Here is a 19,267-nt window from a genome sequence, read left to right on the forward strand (position 1 = left end):
TCACTCCTTGCTAGATAGACTGGAATCGGCAGGAACCTGGAACACATGTCGCAAATAGGCGACGAAATTCGGGTCTTTGCAGTGGGTCTTGCCGGGCTCGTCGGAGATCTTCGCCACCGGCTGGCCGTTGCAGGCGGTCATTTTAAGCACGATGCTCATCGGTTCGACACCCGGAATGTCACAGGTCAGGTTGGTGCCGATGCCAAAGCTGACGTTGATCCGCCCGTGCAGCGCGCGGAAGATCTCCAGCGACTTGGGCAGGGTCAGGCTGTCGGAGAACACCAGGGTCTTGCTCATCGGGTCGATGCCGAGCTTGTGGTAGTGGGCGATGCATTTTTCGCCCCACTGCACCGGATCCCCGGAATCGTGGCGCAGACCATCGAAGAGCTTGGCGAAGAACAGGTCGAAATCGCCGAGGAACGCGTCGGTGGTGATGCAATCGGTGAGCGCAATCCCGAGCAAACCCCGGTACTCGCGCACCCAGCAGTCGAGGGCGGCGATCTGGCTGTCGATCAGCCGTGGGCCGAGTTGCTGATGGGCCATGATCCATTCATGGGCCATGGTGCCTAGCGGCTTCATATCCAGTTCCCGTGACAGGTGCACGTTGCTGGTGCCGACGAAACGTCCGGGGAAGTCGTGCTTGAGCACGTTGACCACTTCTTCCTGCACGCGGTACGAAAAGCGCCGGCGGGTGCCGAAATCGGCGACCTGCAATTGCGCCAGTTCGTCGGCCGAGGCGTTGGCGCTGAGCCAGTCGAACTTGCGATACAGCTGTTCCCGCGCCTGCACCAGCTCGATTTCCCGATAGCGATAGCGGTTGCGCACTTCGCTGACGATGGCCAGCAACGGTACTTCGTAGAGGATCACATGCAGCCAAGGGCCGCGCAGGCGGATGAACAGTTCGCCGTTCTCGATGCCGGTGTGCAAGTAGCGCAGGTTGAAGCGGAACAGTCCGAGAAAGCGCAGGAAATCCGGTTTGAGGAAGGTGATGCGCTCGAGAAAACTCAACTGGTCGGCACTCAGGCTCAGCTCGGCCAGACGCTCGATCTGGTAGCGAATCTCGGCCAGATACGGCCGCAGATCCTCGCTGTTACGGCAACGAAACTCCCATTCGACTTCGACGTTGGGGTAGTTGTGCAGCACCGCCTGCATCATCGTCAGTTTGTAGAAGTCGGTGTCGAGCAGGTTCTGCACGATGCGATCGGCAAACACACTCTCGCTCATAAACGGGGTCTCCAGGTGCACCGCGCGGTTGCGCGGGATCAATCAATGACGCTAGTGGCGCATATCAGGGACGAAGATTGCCAGCAATTTTTGGCCCCTGCCGGATTTTGCTTGATGTAGGAGCTGCCGAAGGCTGCGATCTTTTGATTCTGAAAAAACAAGATCAAAAGATCGCAGCCTTCGGCAGCTCCTACAGGAGAATCAGTAGTCGTCCGGGCTATCAATCTGCTCCAGCATCCACTTCACAAAATCCCGCACCTTCGGCACTTCCGCTGCATGTTCCGGGTAGGCCAGGTAATAGGCGTCGGAACTGGGCATTGCATGCTGCCAGGGAATGACCAGTTTGCCGTCGGCCAATTCCTCTTCCACCAGAAACCGTGGTAGCAGCGCCACACCGCAGCCGACCTGGGCGGCGCGGATGCACATATAAAAGGTTTCGAAACGCGGGCCGTGGTAGCTGTGTTCGGTGTGGTAGCCCTGACTGTCGAACCAGTCGTGCCAGGCCTGTGGGCGCGAGGCATTTTGCAGCAGCACCAGATCGGTCAGTTGCGTCGGGTCGGTGAAGGGCCTGTCCGGCAGGCTGCCGGGGGCGCAGACCGGCACCAGCTCTTCGCCGAACAGCTTCAGGCATTCGGTGCCGGGGCGCGAACCCTGGCCGAAATAGAACGCCAGATCGCTGCGCCCCTGTAGCAAATCGTCGGCCTCCTGCTCGTTGCACAGGTCGAGATGGATCGACGGATGGCGCAGACGCCAGCCCTTCAGCCGCGGTACCAGCCAGCGCGCGCCGAAGGTCGAAGGGGTAGAAACGCGCAGAACTTCGGTCTCGCCGCCGTAGGAACGCAGGTAATGCGTGGACATTTCCACCTGGGTGAGGATTTTTCGGACTTCCACCAGGTACAAATCCCCGGCCGGGGTCATCTGCAAGCGACGACGCACCCGACGGAACAACAAGTGCTGCAACAATTCCTCAAGCTGCGCCACTTGCTTGCTGACAGCGCTCTGGGTCAGGTTCAGCTCCTCGGCGGCCCGGGTGAAGCTCAGGTGCCGGGTCACGGCCTCGAAGCACTGCAGCGCGGTGATCGATGGCAAGTGGCGTTTGTTCAGCATGGGTGATCCCTTTTTCTTGTCTTTCTAGGCTCAGCATGAATAAACGGAATGATATCTCGCGTAAAGGTCGTTTGTTGCCTCGCCGTACTGACGCTACAACTAAAGGCCTGCCCGGTCGCGAAAATGCGTCCGCACACATTCAGTTTTTCGCTTGAGGAGTGACCCATGGTTGCCGCATTGCTTGATCGTCTTGGTGTGAACCCGGCCCTGTACCAGAACGGCAAAGTGCCGGTGCATTCGCCCATCGACGGCAGCCGCATCGCCGCCGTGAACTGGGAAGGCCCGGCCGAAGTCGAGCAGCACATCAGTCGCGCAGATCATGCGTTCGAGCAGTGGCGCAAGGTGCCGGCCCCGCGTCGCGGCGAGCTGGTGCGTCAGTTCGGCGAAGTGCTGCGAGAATACAAGACTGACCTCGGCGAACTGGTGTCGTGGGAAGCGGGCAAGATCACTCAGGAAGGCCTTGGTGAAGTGCAGGAGATGATCGACATCTGCGACTTCGCCGTAGGCCTGTCGCGTCAACTGTACGGTTTGACCATCGCCTCCGAGCGCCCGGGCCACCACATGCGTGAAACCTGGCATCCGCTGGGCGTGGTCGGCGTGATCAGCGCGTTCAACTTCCCGGTCGCGGTGTGGGCGTGGAACACCACGTTGGCGCTGGTCTGCGGCAACCCGGTGGTGTGGAAGCCGTCGGAGAAAACCCCGCTGACCGCACTGGCCTGTCAGGCGCTGTTCGACCGTGTGGTGAAGAATTTCAGCGATGCGCCGGCGCACCTGTGCCAGGTGGTCATCGGTGGTCGCGATGCTGGCGAAGCGCTGGTGGATGACCCGCGTGTCGCGCTGATCAGCGCCACTGGCAGCACCCGCATGGGCCGCGAAGTGGCGCCGAAAGTCGCCGCACGTTTCGCCCGCAGTATTCTCGAACTGGGCGGCAACAACGCGATGATCCTCGGCCCGAGCGCCGATCTCGACATGGCCGTACGCGCGATTCTGTTCAGTGCGGTCGGCACCGCCGGTCAGCGTTGCACCACTCTGCGTCGGCTGATTGCCCATGAGTCGGTGAAGGAAGAAATCGTCACCCGCCTCAAAGCCGCGTACGCCAAAGTGCGCATCGGTCATCCGCTGGAAGGCAATCTGGTCGGCCCGCTGATCGACAAACACAGCTTCGAAAACATGCAGGACGCGCTGGAGCAGGCACTGAGCGAGGGCGGCCGGGTGTTCGGCGGCAAGCGTCAGCTCGAAGAGCAATTCCCCAACGCTTACTACGTGTCGCCGGCCATCGTCGAAATGCCGGAGCAGAGCGACGTGGTCTGCAGCGAAACCTTTGCGCCGATTCTCTACGTGGTCGGCTACAGCGACTTCCAGGAAGCGCTGCGCCTGAACAACGCGGTGCCGCAGGGCCTGTCATCGTGCATCTTCACCACCGACGTGCGCGAGGCCGAGCAGTTCATGTCGGCGGTCGGCAGCGACTGCGGCATCGCCAACGTCAACATCGGCCCGAGCGGCGCGGAAATCGGCGGCGCATTCGGTGGCGAGAAAGAGACCGGTGGCGGTCGTGAATCGGGTTCCGACGCCTGGCGCGCGTACATGCGCCGCCAGACCAATACCGTGAACTACTCGCTGGAGTTGCCGCTGGCGCAGGGTATTACCTTCGACTGAAATTGAGCAAAAGCTGAAAAGATCGCAGCCTTTGGCAGCTCCTACAGGGCTGCGGTTGACTGCGGTTTTGTAGGAGCTGCCGAAGGCTGCGATCTTTTTAGTGCCCACAACGCAATTGGTTAGGTTTCTGTTGGAGTCTGGCAATGCCGTTACGCGAAGAATGTCTGTGGGAAAAACTCACGCCGCAGCGCCCGGATAACACCGCGCTCAAGGGTGAGGTCAAAGTCGATGTCTGCGTGATCGGCGCCGGGTTTACCGGGTTGTCGGCGGCGCTGCATCTGTTGGAAAAAGGCAAAAGCGTCTGCGTGCTCGAAGCGCATCGTGCCGGGCATGGCGGTTCCGGACGCAACGTCGGGCTGGTCAACGCCGGCATGTGGATCCCGCCGGACGAGATCGAGGCCGGATTCGGCGAAACGGTCGGCAGTCAGCTCAACCGCATGCTCGGGGCGGCGCCGGCGCTGGTGTTCAGCCTTGTGGATAAATACAACATCGATTGTCAGTTGCGCCGCGAAGGCACCCTGCACATGGCGCACAACGCCAAGGGCGAGGCGGATCTGCGCAGTCGCGAGCAACAATGGAAGCGTCGCGGCGCGCCGGTCGAGTTGCTCACCGGCAAGGCCTGCGAGCAAGCCACCGGCACCCAGAAGATCGCCGCCGCACTGCTCGATCGCCGCGCCGGTACGCTCAATCCGATGGCCTATGTCACTGGACTGGCTAATGCGGTGAAGGGCTTGGGCGGGCAGATGTTCGATCACTCGCCAGTCACCCGTCTCGAGCGCGTGGGCCAGCAATGGTCAGTGCAGACCGAGCACGGTTCGGTGCTCGCCGAGCAAGTGGTGATCGCCTCCAACGCCTACACCGAAGGCGACTGGACCGAACTCAAGCGCAACTTCTTCCCCGGTTACTACTATCAGGTCGCTTCGGTGCCGCTGACCGAAGACGCCGCCCATGACATCCTCCCCGGCGGGCAGGGTTCGTGGGACACGCGGCAGGTGCTGAGCAGCATCCGTCGTGACAAGGACGGCCGCCTGTTGCTCGGCAGTCTGGGCAATGGCAATCAGAAACCGACGTGGTTCCTCAAGGCCTGGGCCGACCGGGTGCAGCAGCATTACTTCCCCAACCTGAAACCGGTGGAATGGGAATGCACCTGGACCGGGCGTATCGCCTTTACCCCCGATCACTTGATGCGACTGTTCGAGCCGGCACCCGGGCTGGTGGCCGTCACCGGTTACAACGGTCGTGGCGTGACCACCGGCACCGTGGTCGGCAAAGCCTTCGCCGACTACCTGTGTAATGGAAATCCTCAAGCCCTGCCGATCCCCTTCGCACCGATGCAGCCCCTGGCCGGTGTCGGCCTGCGCAGTTGCCTGTACGAGGCCGGGTTCTCGCTGTATCACGCGGGCCAGTGCCTGCGCATCGTCATCTGAGTGTTGAAATATGTTGCCGGAAGCGGCGCTTTTCGATGCAGCGACTAGCCTGTAATGGTGCGGGTTGTAGCAGTCCCGCACCAGCAGTGTGCAGTTCGGTGACGCGAGCTGTTACAGGCTGGTTGCACGTCGTTTGGTGCCGCGGTTGCAATGATGGCGCAAGCGGGTTGCGCCTCAGATTTAAAAAGGTTTCACCTTCCGCGGTTTAGACGGTTGCACGCCCAATGAAAATGGGAACGAAACAGTCGAAATAATAAGAAAGCAGCGACTTTTTGAAGAATAAAAAACCGATGGCACGGCGCTTGCTCAGAGCATTCAGTGAAGTGAAGTCGCAGTGCCAACTAAAAAAAACCTTGGAGCACCACCTCATGTCCCAGACGTTTTACAAGAAAGGCTTTCTGGCCCTCGCAGTAGCTACTGCGCTGGGTGTTTCTGCGTTTGCTCAAGCTGATGTGAAAATCGGTGTAGCGGGTCCAATGACTGGCGCCAACGCGGCATTTGGCGAGCAGTACATGAAGGGTGCACAGGCAGCGGCGGACGCGGTCAATGCGGCGGGCGGCGTCAATGGCGAGAAAATCGTACTGGTCAAGGGCGATGACGCCTGCGAACCGAAGCAGGCAGTGACAGTCGCCAAGGACCTGGTCAACCAGAAAGTCGCCGGCGTGGTCGGGCACTTCTGCTCCTCTTCCACCATTCCAGCCTCGGAAATCTACGACGAAGCCGGCGTTATCGCCATCACCCCGGGTTCCACCAACCCGCAGGTGACCGAGCGCGGCCTGAGCGCCATGTTCCGTATGTGCGGGCGTGACGACCAGCAAGGCATCGTCGCGGGCGATTACATCGTCGACGTGCTCAAGGGCAAGAAAGTCGCCGTGCTGCATGACAAGGACACCTACGGTCAGGGCCTGGCCGATGCGACCAAGGCTCAACTGGAAAAACGTGGCGTGAAGCCGGTGCTGTATGAAGGCCTGACCCGCGGCGAGAAAGACTTCAGCGCCGTGGTCACCAAGATTCGTGCAGCCGGTGCCGACGTGGTCTACTTCGGCGGCCTGCACCCGGAAGCCGGCCCGCTGGTCAAGCAACTGCGTACCGAAGGCCTGAAAGACGTCAAGTTCATGTCTGACGACGGCATCGTCACCGACGAACTGGTGACCACCGCCGGTGGCCCGCAATACGTTGACGGCGTGCTGATGACCTTCGGCGCTGACCCACGCCTGCTGCCAGACAGCAAGACCGTGGTGGACGCGTTCCGCAAGGCCGGCACCGAGCCTGAAGGCTACACCCTGTACGCCTACGCGTCGGTTCAGACCCTGGCGGCCGCCTTCAACGGCGCCAAGTCCAACAGTGGCGAAAAAGCCGCCGAGTGGCTCAAGGCCAACCCGGTGAAAACCGTCATGGGCGAGAAGGCCTGGGACAAGAAGGGCGACCTGAAAGTGTCCGACTACGTGGTTTACCAGTGGGACGCGAGCGGCAAATACCATCAGCTGGAAAAACAGAAGTAAGGGCTGACGCGATCGGTTGATCCCCACTCATCCAATGTGGGAGCGAGCCTGCTAGCGAAGACGGAATGACTGCCAACACATGTGTTGAATGATCGACCGCTTTCGCGAGCAGGCTCGCTCCCACAGGGACAGTGTCGGATGGGTTGATCGTGTCTGCATTGCTCCGACGTAAATCTGTATTTTTCCTAGAAGAACCGCCCGCTCCGGTGGGCAGGTTCTCATTGCGTGAGATTGCGTTATGGATGGTATTTTCCTGCAGCAACTGGTCAACGGCCTGACCCTCGGGTCGGTCTATGGCCTGATCGCCATCGGCTACACAATGGTCTACGGCATCATCGGCATGATCAACTTCGCCCACGGCGAGGTTTACATGATTTCCGCGTACCTCGCGGCAATCAGTCTGGCTCTGCTGGCTTACTTCGGTATCGAATCCTTCCCGCTGTTGATGCTCGGCACGCTGGTTTTCACCATCGTCGTCACTGGCGTTTATGGCTGGGTAATCGAACGCGTCGCCTACAAACCTCTGCGCAACTCCACCCGACTGGCACCGTTGATCAGTGCCATCGGTATCTCCCTGATCCTGCAAAACTATGCCCAGATCAGCCAGGGCGCCCGCCAACAGGGTGTTCCGACGCTGCTCACCGGTGCCTGGCGCATCGACGTCGGCAGCGGTTTCGTCCAGCTGACCTACACCAAGATCTTCATTCTGGTCGCCGCATTTGTCGGCATGGGCCTGCTGACCTACGTGATCAAGTACACCAAGCTCGGCCGCATGTGCCGCGCCACCCAGCAAGACCGCAAGATGGCTTCGATCCTCGGGATCAACACCGACCGGGTGATTTCCTACGTGTTCATCATCGGTGCAGCGATGGCGGCCCTGGCCGGCGTGCTGATCACCATGAACTACGGCACGTTCGACTTCTACGCAGGCTTCGTCATAGGCATCAAGGCGTTCACCGCCGCAGTGCTGGGCGGGATCGGCTCACTGCCCGGGGCGATGCTCGGCGGGATCATTCTCGGAATCTCCGAGTCGCTGTTCTCGGGCCTGGTCAACTCCGACTACAAAGACGTGTTCAGCTTCTCGCTGCTCGTACTTGTTCTGGTCTTCCGGCCTCAGGGCCTGTTGGGCCGTCCTCTTGTGTCGAAGGTGTAAGCGATGTCTTCAACCACCCAAAAATCCATCGATATCAAAAAAAGTCTGGTTGAGGCGATTCTTGCCGGCCTTATTGCCCTGATCGTGTTCGGCCCGATTGTCGGCGTCGTGCTCGAAGGCTATAGCTTCAATCTTGAGCCGACCCGCGTTGCGTGGCTTATCGGCATTGTGATGATCGGCCGCTTTGCCTTGAGCCTGTTCCTGCAGACGCCCAAGGGCCTGAAGATCCTCGACGGTTTCGAGAGCACCGGTTCCGGTGTGCACGTGCTGCCTGCCGACCACAAATCACGCCTGCGCTGGATCATTCCGCTGCTGATTGTGCTCGCGGTCATCGTGCCGTTTGTCTCCAACTCCTATCTGCTGGGCGTGGTCATCCTCGGGCTGATCTACGTGCTGCTGGGGCTGGGGCTGAACATCGTGGTCGGCCTGGCCGGCCTGCTCGACCTCGGCTACGTGGCGTTCTACGCCATCGGCGCCTACGGTCTGGCGCTGGGTTATCAGTACCTCGGGCTGGGCTTCTGGACCGTGCTGCCACTGGCGGCAATCACTGCCGGTTTGGCCGGCTGCATCCTCGGTTTTCCGGTGCTGCGTCTGCACGGCGACTACCTGGCGATCGTGACCCTGGGCTTCGGTGAAATCATTCGCCTGATCCTCAACAACTGGCTGTCGCTGACCGGCGGCCCGAACGGTATGCCGGCGCCACTGCCGACATTCTTCGGTCTGGAATTCGGCAAGCGGGCCAAGGATGGCGGGGTGCCGTTCCATGAGTTTTTCGGCATCGCCTACAACCCGGACGTGAAGTATTACTTCATCTACACGGTGTTGTTCCTGGTGGTGCTGGCCGTGCTGTACATCAAGCATCGTCTGGTGAAGATGCCGGTGGGGCGCGCCTGGGAAGCGCTGCGTGAAGACGAAATCGCCTGCCGCTCGATGGGCCTCAACCACGTGCTGGTCAAGCTCTCGGCGTTCACCATCGGTGCTTCGACGGCGGGCCTGGCCGGGGTGTTTTTCGCCACCTATCAAGGCTTCGTCAACCCGACCTCGTTCACCTTCTTCGAATCGGCGCTGATCCTCGCCATCGTCGTGCTCGGCGGCATGGGCTCGACCATCGGCGTGGTGATCGCGGCGTTCGTGCTGACGGTTGCTCCGGAATTGCTGCGCGGCTTCGCCGAATACCGCGTGCTGCTGTTCGGCATCCTGATGGTGTTGATGATGATCTGGCGACCACGCGGGCTGATCCGCATCAGCCGTACCGGGGTCACTCCACGCAAAGGTGCCATTCACTATGAGAGGACTGCGCCATGAGTGAAGTCGTACTCTCTGTGGAAAAACTGATGATGCACTTCGGTGGCATCAAGGCCCTGAGCGATGTCAGCCTCAAGGTCAAACGCAACTCGATCTTCGCCCTGATCGGGCCGAACGGCGCCGGCAAGACTACGGTGTTCAACTGCCTGACCGGGTTCTACAAGGCCTCCGGCGGCAAGATCGAACTCAACGTGCGCGGCCAGCAGACCAACGTCATTCAATTGCTGGGCGAGTCGTTCAAGCCGACCGACTTCGTATCGCCGAAAAGCTTCCTCAGTCGCCTGTATTACAAGATGTTCGGCGGCACCCATTTGGTGAACCGCGCCGGTCTGGCCCGGACGTTCCAGAACATTCGTCTGTTCAAGGAAATGTCGGTGCTGGAAAACCTGCTGGTGGCGCAGCACATGTGGGTCAACCGCAACATGCTCGCCGGCATCCTCAACACCAAGGGCTACCGCAAGGCCGAAAGCGATGCGCTGGACTGCGCGTTCTACTGGCTGGAAGTGGTCGATCTGGTGGACTGTGCCAACCGTCTGGCCGGTGAACTGTCCTACGGCCAGCAACGCCGTCTGGAGATCGCCCGGGCCATGTGCACGCGGCCGCAGATCATCTGCCTCGACGAACCGGCCGCCGGCCTCAACCCTCAGGAAACCGAAGCGCTTAGCGCGATGATCCGGCTGCTGCGCGACGAGCACGATCTGACCGTGGTGCTGATCGAACACGACATGGGCATGGTGATGAGCATTTCCGACCACATCGTGGTGCTGGACCACGGCATTGTCATCGCCGAAGGCGGGCCCGAGGCGATCCGCAACGATCCGAAAGTGATTGCCGCCTACCTGGGCGCCGACGAAGAGGAGCTGGTATGAGCAAACCGATCCTCGAACTGAAAGACCTGGACGTGTTCTACGGCCCGATCCAGGCCCTCAAGGGCGTGTCGCTGCAGATCAACGAAGGCGAGACCGTCAGCCTGATCGGCTCCAACGGCGCGGGTAAATCGACGCTGTTGATGTCGATCTTCGGCCAGCCGCGCGCGGCGGGTGGGCAGATCCTCTATCAGGGCGTCGACATTACCCATAAGTCCTCGCACTACATCGCCTCCAACGGCATCGCGCAGTCGCCGGAAGGGCGGCGGGTGTTCCCCGACATGACCGTCGAGGAGAACCTGCTGATGGGCACCATCCCGATTGGCGACAAGTACGCCAAGGAGGACATGCAGCGCATGTTCGAGCTGTTCCCGCGGCTCGAAGAGCGCCGTACTCAGCGGGCGATGACCATGTCCGGCGGCGAGCAGCAAATGCTCGCCATTGCCCGCGCATTGATGAGTCGGCCGAAGCTGTTGCTGCTCGATGAACCGAGCCTGGGCCTGGCGCCGATCGTGGTGAAACAGATCTTCGCCACCCTGCGGGAACTGGCGAAAACCGGCATGACCATTTTCCTCGTCGAGCAGAACGCCAACCATGCGTTGAAGCTGTCGGATCGGGCGTACGTGATGGTCAACGGCGAGATTCGTCTGACCGGTACCGGTAAGGAGTTGTTGGTGAATGAGGAGGTGCGTAACGCTTATCTGGGCGGGCACTGACCCAATCGTTGTTATGCACAGCCCCGGCGACGCGAGTCCCGGGGCTTTTTACATCTCAAACCACCACAATCCCCTGTAGGAGCTGCCGAAGGCTGCGATCTTTTGATGTTGTTTTTGAGGATCAAAAGATCGCAGCCTTCGGCAGCTCCTACATGGAATCAAGCCAGAACATCAAATACATCCTGAATTGTGGAAAACAAATTCCCACACCTGCCAAAGCGCGACATATAGACGCTGCAAATGGCTGTTTTTCCACAGTTTTGACTTGTCCCCGTTTGCTGTGGAGCTGGCTGTGAATAACGTGGGAGTAGCTGGCTGCAGCCCTTGTTAACCGTGGCCTGCGGGCTGGTGATTGATTTTTGATCAGGCGTTTTTTCGGGAGCTGAAGATGCTGTTGTCAACCTTTTTCTAGGCTGCGCTGTAGAGGCTACTCAATGTGAACAAGCCTGTGGATAAGTCTGTGACTAAACTCTGGAAAGACCGCGCTGAGGGCCGTAATTACTGGCCTCGCGCAATCACTGCGCTGACCGGCCGGTCGTGCAAAATGCCATCTCCGGCACAATAGCGGCTTCAGGGTCAAGCAAAAAACTTTCTATTTTCCGCGCAAAGCCTTGTGTGGCGCGGCTTTGCGCGTTTCCACTTGCCCCCGGAAACTGTGGAAGGGACTGTGGATAACGTGCGTGCACATGGCTACAGGCCACGCTCTGCAAGGCGTAGCAACGGTTGATCAATTTTTGATCTGGAGTGCGCTTATGTAGGAGCTGCCGCAGGCTGCGATCTTTTGATTTTCCAACGCAGATCAAAAGATCGCAGCCTGCGGCAGCTCCTACAGTGGGCAGTGGTTGCTCGTGAATGCCGGGCCGGGCATGCTGGCTGCTGATTTTCTATTCCAATGGCTGCGCTGGCGGCCGACGCAAGGAGAACACGATGTCCAACACCCTGTTTATTACCGGCGCAACCTCCGGTTTTGGTGAAGCCTGCGCCCGTCGTTTTGCCGAGGCTGGCTGGAAACTGGTGTTGACCGGCCGTCGTGCAGAACGGCTTGACGCGCTGTGCGCCGAACTGTCGAAGCAGACCGAAGTGCATGGCCTGGTGCTCGACGTGCGTGACCGCAAGGCGATGGAAGAGGCAATTGCCAATCTGCCGCCGTCGTTCGCCAAGCTGCGTGGCCTGATCAACAACGCCGGGCTGGCGCTGGGCGTCGATCCGGCACCCAAATGCGACCTCGACGACTGGGACACCATGGTCGACACCAACGTCAAAGGACTGATGTACAGCACTCGTCTGCTGCTGCCGCGTTTGATCGCTCACGGCCGTGGCGCCGGTATCGTCAACCTTGGCTCCATCGCCGGCAACTATCCGTACCCCGGCAGCCATGTGTATGGCGCGACCAAGGCGTTCGTTAAGCAGTTTTCGCTGAACCTGCGTTGCGACCTCCAGGGCACTGGCGTGCGCGTCAGCAACATCGAGCCAGGCCTGTGCGAAAGCGAATTTTCGCTGGTGCGTTTTGCCGGTGATCAGGAACGCTACAACGCGACCTACGCCGGGGCCGAGCCGATCCAGCCGCAGGACATCGCCGAGACCATCTTCTGGGTGCTCAACGCCCCGGCGCACATCAACATCAACAGCCTGGAGCTGATGCCGGTGAGCCAGACCTGGGCCGGGTTTGCCATCGAGCGTAACAAGGCGTAAGACCCTGTGGCGAGGGAGCTTGCTCCCGCTGGACTGCGCAGCAGGCCCGCTTTTTTGAACTGAAGAGCGGGGGCGCTCCGCACCCCAGCGGGAGCAAGCTCCCTCGCCACAAAACCGGGCAAAACCGCCAATAAGGTAAACTCATCTCCGACAAACCCCACCGCACCCCGCGGTTCAAAGGTTTTTAGAGGAGGCTACGTGAGTAACCGAGGTGAGCAGTCACTGCTCAAACAATCGACCATCCTGATGTTCGCGGTGTCGATTGCCGGGATCGTCACCGGTTTTGTTTCAGGTTCGCAATCCATCCTTTTCGATGGTTTTTTCTCGCTGATCGCAACGTTCATCAAAGTGCTGATGCTGATCACCGCACGGCTGATCGCCAAAGAAAGCAATCACCGCTTCCAGTTCGGTTTCTGGCACCTGGAGCCGATGGTGCTGCTGATCGAAGGCAGCTTCCTGCTGCTGATCGCCATCTATGCGTTTCTCAACGGCGTGTTCGGCATCATCAACGGTGGTCGCGAGATCGAGCTGGGGCTGGTGATCATTTATGCGGCGGTGTTCACCGTCGTCGAATTCGCCTATTTCTTCTACGTGCGTCGGCGCAATCGCAAGCTCCAGTCCAGTCTGATCCAGTTCGACAACATCAGCTGGCTGGTGGACGCGATGCTCTCGGTGGGTCTGTTGATCAGTTTTCTCGCCGCGCTGCTGCTCAAGGCCCAGGGCTTCGACGAGTGGGCAAGATTTGTCGACCCGCTGATCCTGATCGTGCTGGCGCTGACCATGCTGCCGCCGGCGTTCAAGATCCTCGGCCCGGCGCTGCGTGACGTACTGGGTATTGCCCCGGACACTCTGGATGATCAGGTGCGTCAGGTAATGGAAGCGGCCAAGGTCGAGCATGGTTTCGACGACTACGTGACCTACGTGCAGAAGCACGGGCGGGCGCGGTTTATCGAGATTCACGTGGTGTTGCCAGCGGATTATGCGTTGCGCAGCGTGGGTCAGCTGGATGCGTTGCGTGAGGAGATCTCGGCACAGCTTGGCGAGCCGGATGCGGCGCGTTGGTTGACCATCAGCTTTACGGGCGACAAGAAGTGGATTGCCTGATTCAGAGCTGCTGAATCTCCTGTGGCGAGCGAGCTTGCTCGCGCTGGGCTGCGAAGCGGCCCCGGATTTTTGTGAGTGCTGCGCACTCAAGCGGGAGCAAGCTCCCTCGCCACAGGATAAGTTCAGTCAATCAGTTCAGGTATTCAGCCAGCCCGCTGTAGCACGTCGCCAAGTGATAAGGCGTCGTTGAAGGCATGTCCTTGCGGCTGACCTCTCCCTGCTCATCCCGGCACTCATGCCACCCGCCCGCATGCAGAAAACGCTGCTGCAGCGCCTGCAACTGGCGTAGCACAGTGGCTTCGCTGTCCAGGCGCAAGGTCAGGGCGCGCAGGTATTCCGCCTGAGCCCAGATCCGCTGAGTGGAATCCTTCGGCTGTCCATCCAGTTGCAGATCGAGCATCGCCCGCACTGCACCTGAAGGCTGTTCCACGCCAGACTGCTCGGTGAAAGCGAACGCTCGGTCCAGCGCCGCGTGCAGTTTCGAGCCCCGCAGCAGGGCTGAAGACTCAAGCAGGAAATACCATTCGAACTGATGACCCGGTTCGTACCAGTTATCCACAGTCCCCAGCGGCTTCTCCATCAACACCCCGTGTTGCGGATCGACGAACTGCTTGTGCATGGCTGTGCATAACTCGACCAGCGCTTGCTGCGTCGCCGCGTCTTTACGCACCGCCAAGGTGGCGAGGAACGCTTCGGCCAGGTGCATCAGCGGGTTTTGCAGCGGACCGGTTTGCAGGGTGATCCAGTCGCGCTCCAGACACGCTTCGTACAGGCCATCACCGGTGGCGAAGCGCCGACCGATGATTTCCAGTGCGGCGTTCAGCGTGGATTCCACCAGCGGCTCGCGGGACTTTTCCCAGTAATGCGCGCAGGCGAACAGGATGAAGGCGTGGGTGTAGAGATCCTTGCGCTGATCCAGCGGCTTGCCTTGCGCGTCGATGCTGTAGAACCAGCCGCCGTGCTCGGCATCGTGGAAATGCCGTTGCAGCGAGCGGAACAGCGCGGCGGCGCGTACCTCGGCGTTATCCACAACTCCGATCAGGCTGGAAAACAGGTACAGCTGCCGTGCGCAGGCCATCGCCCGATAGCGTTGCGGTGGCAAGGGTTGATGCGCCGCGTCGAGTGCCTCGTAGGGCAGCGCCATGTCGGCATTCCAGCCCGGGCCTTGCCAAAGCGGCACGATCACGTTCAGAAAGTGCTGTTGCACGTCGCTGAACAGGGCGGTCAATTCGGGCAGGAAGGTGGAGCGGCAAGCATGGGGCATTGGCGGACGTCGTCACGGCTGGGGCGATTGCGCGACATGGTAGCAGAGCGGCGGCCTGATGAGACGCGGTGTCTGTCAGTCCGCCTTCGCGAGCAAGCTCGCTCCCACAGTTGAATCGGATCCGCGGCTTGATTCTGTAGGAGCTGCCGCAGGCTGCGATCTTTTGACTTTGGTTGTTAAAAGCCAGATCAAAAGATCGCAGCCTGCGGCAGCTCCTACAGGAGAGTGCATTCCAATTGTGGGAGCCAGCCTGCTGGCGATGGGGTCGGTTCAGGCGATAGAGATCAGCCGGCCAGCAACCATGCACCGGTCGCCGCTGAAGCTGCACCCGCCACTCGCACCAATGGTGCAGCAGCCTGAGGCAACACGCGCACCAGGCCATAACCCGCCGCATGCAGCGCCGCAGTCGCCGCGACAAAACCGGCGGCATACGCCCAGGGGCTGCTCATGTCCGGCAGCTCCAGACCATGCGCCACGCCATGGAACAGCGCAAACAGTGCCGTTGCGGCCACCGCCATCACCAACGGCGGACGCACCGCCAGTGCCACCGCCAGACCCAGCGCCAGCACCGAGGCGGCAATCCCGCTTTCCAGCGCCGGCAGCTCCAGCCCTTCAAAGCCGAGCATGCCGCCGATCAGCATGGTGCCGACGAAGGTGCACGGCAGCGCCCAGCGCGCCGCGCCTTTCTGTTGCGCGGCCCACAGGCCGACCGCGACCATCGCCAGCAAGTGGTCGAGGCCGCCGATCGGGTGGCTGATACCGGCGACCAGACCGCTGTCGCCGTGGCCCGGGTGGGCGAAGGCGAGGGCCGGGGTCAGCAGCAGCGCCACGGCGCCGAGAATGCGTTTGAGTGTCATGGATAAGCTTCCTTGTTGGTCAATGAATCAGGCGGCGTTCAGCAGGCCCTGGCGTTCGATGAAGGCGATGATCTCTTCCAGGCCCTGACCGGTTTTCTGATTGCTGAAGACGAATGGCTTGCCGTTGCGCATGCGCTGGGTGTCGCTATCCATCATCTCCAGCGAAGCACCGACCAGCGGCGCCAGGTCGATCTTGTTGATCACCAGCAGGTCGGACTTGCAGATCCCCGGGCCGCCCTTGCGTGGCAGCTTGTCGCCGGCGGAGACGTCGATCACGTAAATGGTCAGGTCTGACAGCTCCGGGCTGAAGGTTGCCGACAGATTGTCGCCACCGGATTCCACCAGAATCAGGTCCAGCCCCGGAAAGCGCCGGTTCAGTTGATCGACGGCTTCGAGGTTGATCGAGGCGTCCTCGCGGATTGCCGTGTGCGGACAGCCACCGGTTTCCACGCCGATGATTCGCTCCGGCGCCAGCGCTTGGTTGCGCACCAGAAAGTCGGCGTCTTCGCGGGTGTAGATGTCGTTGGTGACGACGGCCAGGTTGTAGCGATCACGCAGCGCCAGGCACAGGGCCAGGGTCAATGCGGTCTTGCCGGAACCGACCGGGCCGCCGATGCCGACGCGCAGGGGTTGTGTGTTCATGTGCTTCTCCAAGATGACAGGCTCTAAGAGCGAAACAGACGGCTGTATTGGCGCTCATGCGCCATGCACGCCAGGGACAGGCCGAATGCGGCGCTGCCGATGTGTTCGGGATTGATGCGGGTGGCGTCCTGCTGCGCCTGTTGCAGCAGCGGCAACAGTTCGCTAGTCAGGCGCTGGGCGGCTTGCTGGCCCAGCGGCAGGGTTTTCATCAGTACCGCGAGCTGGTTTTCCAGCCAGCTCCACAGCCACGCGGCGAGCGCATCCTGTGGGCTGATTTGCCAGGCGCGGGCAGCCAGTGCCCAGCCGAGGGCCAGATGCGGTTCCGCGCATTGCTCAAGAAAGCGGCGGGCCGGCGCGTCGAGTTCCGGCAGACCGTTGAGCAACTGCTGCAGCGAGTAACCCATCTGCCGGCTCTCCAGATGCAGTTCGCGGGTCTCGCGGCTGGCGCGGTGGGTTTCGCAGATACGCAGCAACTCGGACCAGTTTTCCTCGGCCGCGGCCTGACAATGGGCGAGCAGCAGCGGCGCCTCGAAACGCGCGAGGTTGAGCAGTAGTTGATCGCTGATCCAGCGGCGGGCGCTGTCCGGGTTGTTCACGCGGCCGTTATCCACCGCCATTTCCAGGCCTTGCGAATAGCTGTAGCCGCCAATCGGCAGTTGCGGACTGGCCAGGCGCAGCAGCGCCCAGGCCGGGTTCACAGACGTACGCCGAACTGATGGAGTTTGGGCGCGTAGTTGAAATCTTCGTCGCCATGCCGCGAATGGTGATGGCCGCCGCCGTAGGCACCGTGTTCCGGCTGGAACGGCGCTTCTATCGCCTCGACCTGGGCGCCGAGCTGTTCGAGCATGGCCTTGAGCACGTAATCATCGAGCAGACGCAGCCAGCCATCGCCGACTTGCAAGGCAACGTGGCGGTTACCGAGGTGATAGGCGGCGCGGGTCAGTTCGAAGGCATTGGCGCAGGTGACGTGCAGCAGTTGCTCGGGGCGGGCGCAGACGCGAACGATGCGCCCGTCCTCGGCCTGCAGGCATTCGCCGTCATATAACGGTGCCTGACCGCGCTCCAGAAACAACCCGACGTCTTCGCCATCGGCACTGAAACAGCGCAGACGGCTTTTGCTCCGCGCTTCGAAGGTCAGGTGCAACTCGGCGGACCAGGCAGGTTGAGAGTCGATTCTGCGATGAATCACCAGCATCGGAAAGCTTCCAGCAGTGGACTTGTAGGGAGGGCTAGAGCAAGGGGCTTGCCAACCGGACGAGATGTAGGAAATCCCTGTCGGAGCGTAGAGGATGTTTCAAGATGTTGCAGAATTTTGGAAGGTTTTGGTGCGTGAAGATTTTTACATGCACCAATTTGTGGCTCATAAAAAAGATCGCAGCCTTCGGCAGCTCCTACAGGGATTGGTGTAGGAGCTGCCGAAGGCTGCGATCTTTTGATTTTTACTCAGTACTGCCCAGCCCTTGCCAGTGCTTGAGGCCGATAAAGATGAAGCGCAGTTGCTGAGTGATCTTCGCCTGTGGCGTCAGATGCTCCGGCAGGGCTTCGGCTGGCGGGTCGATGATGTCCGGCAGGGTGGCGAATACCGATTTGACGATCAGGTCGGCGATCACGCTCAGCCCGGCAGCGTCCAGATGTTGCAGCTTGGGCATCAGCGTCAGGTCGGCCGCAAGGTCGGCGCTGATGTTTTCGCGCAGGCGGCCAATCGCCTGGCGCACCGGCAGCGAGCCGCCGTACTGCTCGCGGGCGAGAAACAGGAATTGCGAACGGTTGGCGCTGACCACGTCGAGGAAGATCCTCACCGACGCATCGATGATGCCGCCCATGACGAATTCGTTGTGGCGCACCAGGCGGATGGTTTCGCGGAAGGTCTGGCCGACTTCACTGACCAGCACCAGGCCGAGTTCGTCCATGTCGGCAAAATGCCGATAGAAACCGGTGGGCACGATACCGGCGGTCTTGGTCACTTCGCGCAGGCTCAGGCTGCCGAATCCTCGGCCGCTTTCCATCAAATGGCGGGCAGCGTCCATCAGGGCGTTGCGGGTCTGTTGTTTCTGTTCGGCGCGGGGCAGCATCGCAAAGGCGTTTTCTTAGGCAGGACAAGCGCCGCACTCTAGCAAATCGGCTTTGCTGGCGTCGAACGGCAGGGGAGAGTCAACGAGGGAAATGCGGTTTTGCGATTGGCCGAGGCTGAAAAAGTCAAAAGCCCGATCGGCTGATCGGGCTTTTTTTCCAGGCCGCCATGGGCTTAGCTCAAAGCGCTGTTGCGTTCGATCACACGGTCACCACCGCCTTCGGCAACGGCCTGGCCCAGTGGGGTTTTGTCGAAACCGTCTTCAGCCAAAGTCTGGCCTTGTGGGGTACGGTCACCACCACCTTCAGCAAGGGTTTGCCCTTGTGGAGTGCGGTCGCCGCCATCGGATGCCAGGGTCTGACCTTGTGGAGTCTTGTCATAGCCGTCTTGCACCAGACCTTTCTCTTCCAGACGATCACGGCCGCCTTCTGCTACAGCCTGACCTTGTGGAGTCTTGTCGTAGCCATCTTGTACCAGGCCTTTTTCTTCCAGACGATTACGGCCGTTTTCAGCCAGAGTCTGACCTTGTGGAGTGCGGTCGCCGCCGTCAGCTGCGACAGTCTGGCTGAACACCGAGTGGCTCGATTTCACTTGTGGGGTAGCCTGGTCGGCAGCGGGCAGGGCGAAAGCAGTGCTGGCTAGCATCGACAGGGTAAGGCTGAGCAGTAATTGCCGTTTCAT

Annotated in this window: 18 protein-coding genes; 9 read left to right on the forward strand and 9 right to left on the reverse strand. The window is 60.6% G+C overall.

Annotation, left to right across the window (positions count from 1 at the left end):
• Together pncB and LOY52_RS02785 are read right to left on the reverse strand one after the other, a co-directional pair.
• The gene (pncB, locus tag LOY52_RS02780; RefSeq protein WP_003221154.1) at positions 1 to 1,224 is read right to left on the reverse strand and encodes a nicotinate phosphoribosyltransferase; all 1,224 of its coding nucleotides are present in this window, start codon (positions 1,222 to 1,224) and stop codon (positions 1 to 3) included.
• A gap of 201 nt (positions 1,225 to 1,425) precedes the next feature.
• Positions 1,426 to 2,331: a LysR family transcriptional regulator gene (locus tag LOY52_RS02785; RefSeq protein ID WP_258678111.1), complete on the reverse strand. Its 906-nt coding sequence runs from the start codon at positions 2,329 to 2,331 to the stop codon at positions 1,426 to 1,428.
• Between the two features lie 165 nt (positions 2,332 to 2,496).
• On the opposite strand from LOY52_RS02785, the gene LOY52_RS02790 reads away from it, so the two are divergent.
• The 9 genes from LOY52_RS02790 to LOY52_RS02830 all read left to right on the forward strand — a co-directional run bounded on the left by LOY52_RS02790 (position 2,497) and on the right by LOY52_RS02830 (position 13,752).
• Positions 2,497 to 3,987: an aldehyde dehydrogenase family protein gene (locus tag LOY52_RS02790; protein ID WP_258678112.1), complete on the forward strand. Its 1,491-nt coding sequence runs from the start codon at positions 2,497 to 2,499 to the stop codon at positions 3,985 to 3,987.
• Positions 3,988 to 4,130: 143 nt separating this feature from the next.
• Positions 4,131 to 5,414 carry an FAD-binding oxidoreductase gene (locus tag LOY52_RS02795; protein WP_258678113.1) on the forward strand — a complete coding sequence of 428 codons (1,284 nt, stop codon included), beginning with the start codon at positions 4,131 to 4,133 and terminating at the stop codon, positions 5,412 to 5,414.
• Between the two features lie 368 nt (positions 5,415 to 5,782).
• Complete coding sequence (locus LOY52_RS02800) at positions 5,783 to 6,916, forward strand: ABC transporter substrate-binding protein (RefSeq protein WP_041065631.1); 1,134 nt, start codon at positions 5,783 to 5,785, stop codon at positions 6,914 to 6,916.
• Positions 6,917 to 7,154: 238 nt separating this feature from the next.
• Complete coding sequence (locus LOY52_RS02805) at positions 7,155 to 8,069, forward strand: ABC transporter permease subunit (protein WP_027613532.1); 915 nt, start codon at positions 7,155 to 7,157, stop codon at positions 8,067 to 8,069.
• A gap of 3 nt (positions 8,070 to 8,072) precedes the next feature.
• Positions 8,073 to 9,374, forward strand: a complete 1,302-nt coding sequence (gene livM, locus LOY52_RS02810) for a high-affinity branched-chain amino acid ABC transporter permease LivM (RefSeq protein WP_007967484.1) — start codon at positions 8,073 to 8,075, stop codon at positions 9,372 to 9,374.
• Complete coding sequence (locus LOY52_RS02815) at positions 9,371 to 10,243, forward strand: ABC transporter ATP-binding protein (protein ID WP_007967487.1); 873 nt, start codon at positions 9,371 to 9,373, stop codon at positions 10,241 to 10,243. The genes livM and LOY52_RS02815 overlap by 4 nt, the downstream gene beginning before the upstream one ends.
• Positions 10,240 to 10,956 (forward strand): ABC transporter ATP-binding protein, encoded by a 717-nt coding sequence (locus tag LOY52_RS02820; protein WP_047600666.1) that lies wholly within the window; start codon positions 10,240 to 10,242, stop codon positions 10,954 to 10,956. Before LOY52_RS02815 ends, LOY52_RS02820 begins: the two co-directional genes overlap by 4 nt.
• A 927-nt stretch (positions 10,957 to 11,883) precedes the next feature.
• On the forward strand, positions 11,884 to 12,648 hold the full coding sequence (locus LOY52_RS02825) for an SDR family oxidoreductase (protein ID WP_027613536.1): 765 nt from the start codon (positions 11,884 to 11,886) through the stop codon (positions 12,646 to 12,648).
• A 198-nt stretch (positions 12,649 to 12,846) separates the two neighbouring features.
• Complete coding sequence (locus LOY52_RS02830) at positions 12,847 to 13,752, forward strand: cation diffusion facilitator family transporter (RefSeq protein WP_258678114.1); 906 nt, start codon at positions 12,847 to 12,849, stop codon at positions 13,750 to 13,752.
• Between the two features lie 130 nt (positions 13,753 to 13,882).
• Here LOY52_RS02830 and LOY52_RS02835 read toward each other — a convergent pair whose 3' ends face one another.
• From LOY52_RS02835 to LOY52_RS02865, 7 genes are all read right to left on the reverse strand, one after another.
• The gene (locus tag LOY52_RS02835; RefSeq protein ID WP_258678115.1) at positions 13,883 to 15,016 is read right to left on the reverse strand and encodes an AGE family epimerase/isomerase; all 1,134 of its coding nucleotides are present in this window, start codon (positions 15,014 to 15,016) and stop codon (positions 13,883 to 13,885) included.
• A 284-nt stretch (positions 15,017 to 15,300) separates the two neighbouring features.
• Positions 15,301 to 15,873: a HupE/UreJ family protein gene (locus tag LOY52_RS02840; RefSeq protein ID WP_258678116.1), complete on the reverse strand. Its 573-nt coding sequence runs from the start codon at positions 15,871 to 15,873 to the stop codon at positions 15,301 to 15,303.
• Between the two features lie 27 nt (positions 15,874 to 15,900).
• The gene (ureG, locus tag LOY52_RS02845) at positions 15,901 to 16,515 is read right to left on the reverse strand and encodes an urease accessory protein UreG (RefSeq protein ID WP_103368037.1); all 615 of its coding nucleotides are present in this window, start codon (positions 16,513 to 16,515) and stop codon (positions 15,901 to 15,903) included.
• A gap of 23 nt (positions 16,516 to 16,538) precedes the next feature.
• Positions 16,539 to 17,213: an urease accessory protein UreF gene (locus LOY52_RS02850; protein ID WP_258678117.1), complete on the reverse strand. Its 675-nt coding sequence runs from the start codon at positions 17,211 to 17,213 to the stop codon at positions 16,539 to 16,541.
• Positions 17,210 to 17,710 (reverse strand): urease accessory protein UreE, encoded by a 501-nt coding sequence (ureE, locus tag LOY52_RS02855; protein ID WP_258678118.1) that lies wholly within the window; start codon positions 17,708 to 17,710, stop codon positions 17,210 to 17,212. Before ureE ends, LOY52_RS02850 begins: the two co-directional genes overlap by 4 nt.
• A gap of 244 nt (positions 17,711 to 17,954) precedes the next feature.
• The gene (locus LOY52_RS02860; protein ID WP_007966952.1) at positions 17,955 to 18,587 is read right to left on the reverse strand and encodes a TetR family transcriptional regulator; all 633 of its coding nucleotides are present in this window, start codon (positions 18,585 to 18,587) and stop codon (positions 17,955 to 17,957) included.
• A gap of 173 nt (positions 18,588 to 18,760) precedes the next feature.
• Positions 18,761 to 19,267 (reverse strand): hypothetical protein, encoded by a 507-nt coding sequence (locus LOY52_RS02865; RefSeq protein ID WP_258678119.1) that lies wholly within the window; start codon positions 19,265 to 19,267, stop codon positions 18,761 to 18,763.

Origin of the sequence: Pseudomonas sp. B21-051 (assembly GCF_024748795.1) — a bacterium.
Classification (GTDB): Bacteria; Pseudomonadota; Gammaproteobacteria; order Pseudomonadales; family Pseudomonadaceae; genus Aquipseudomonas; species Aquipseudomonas putida_A.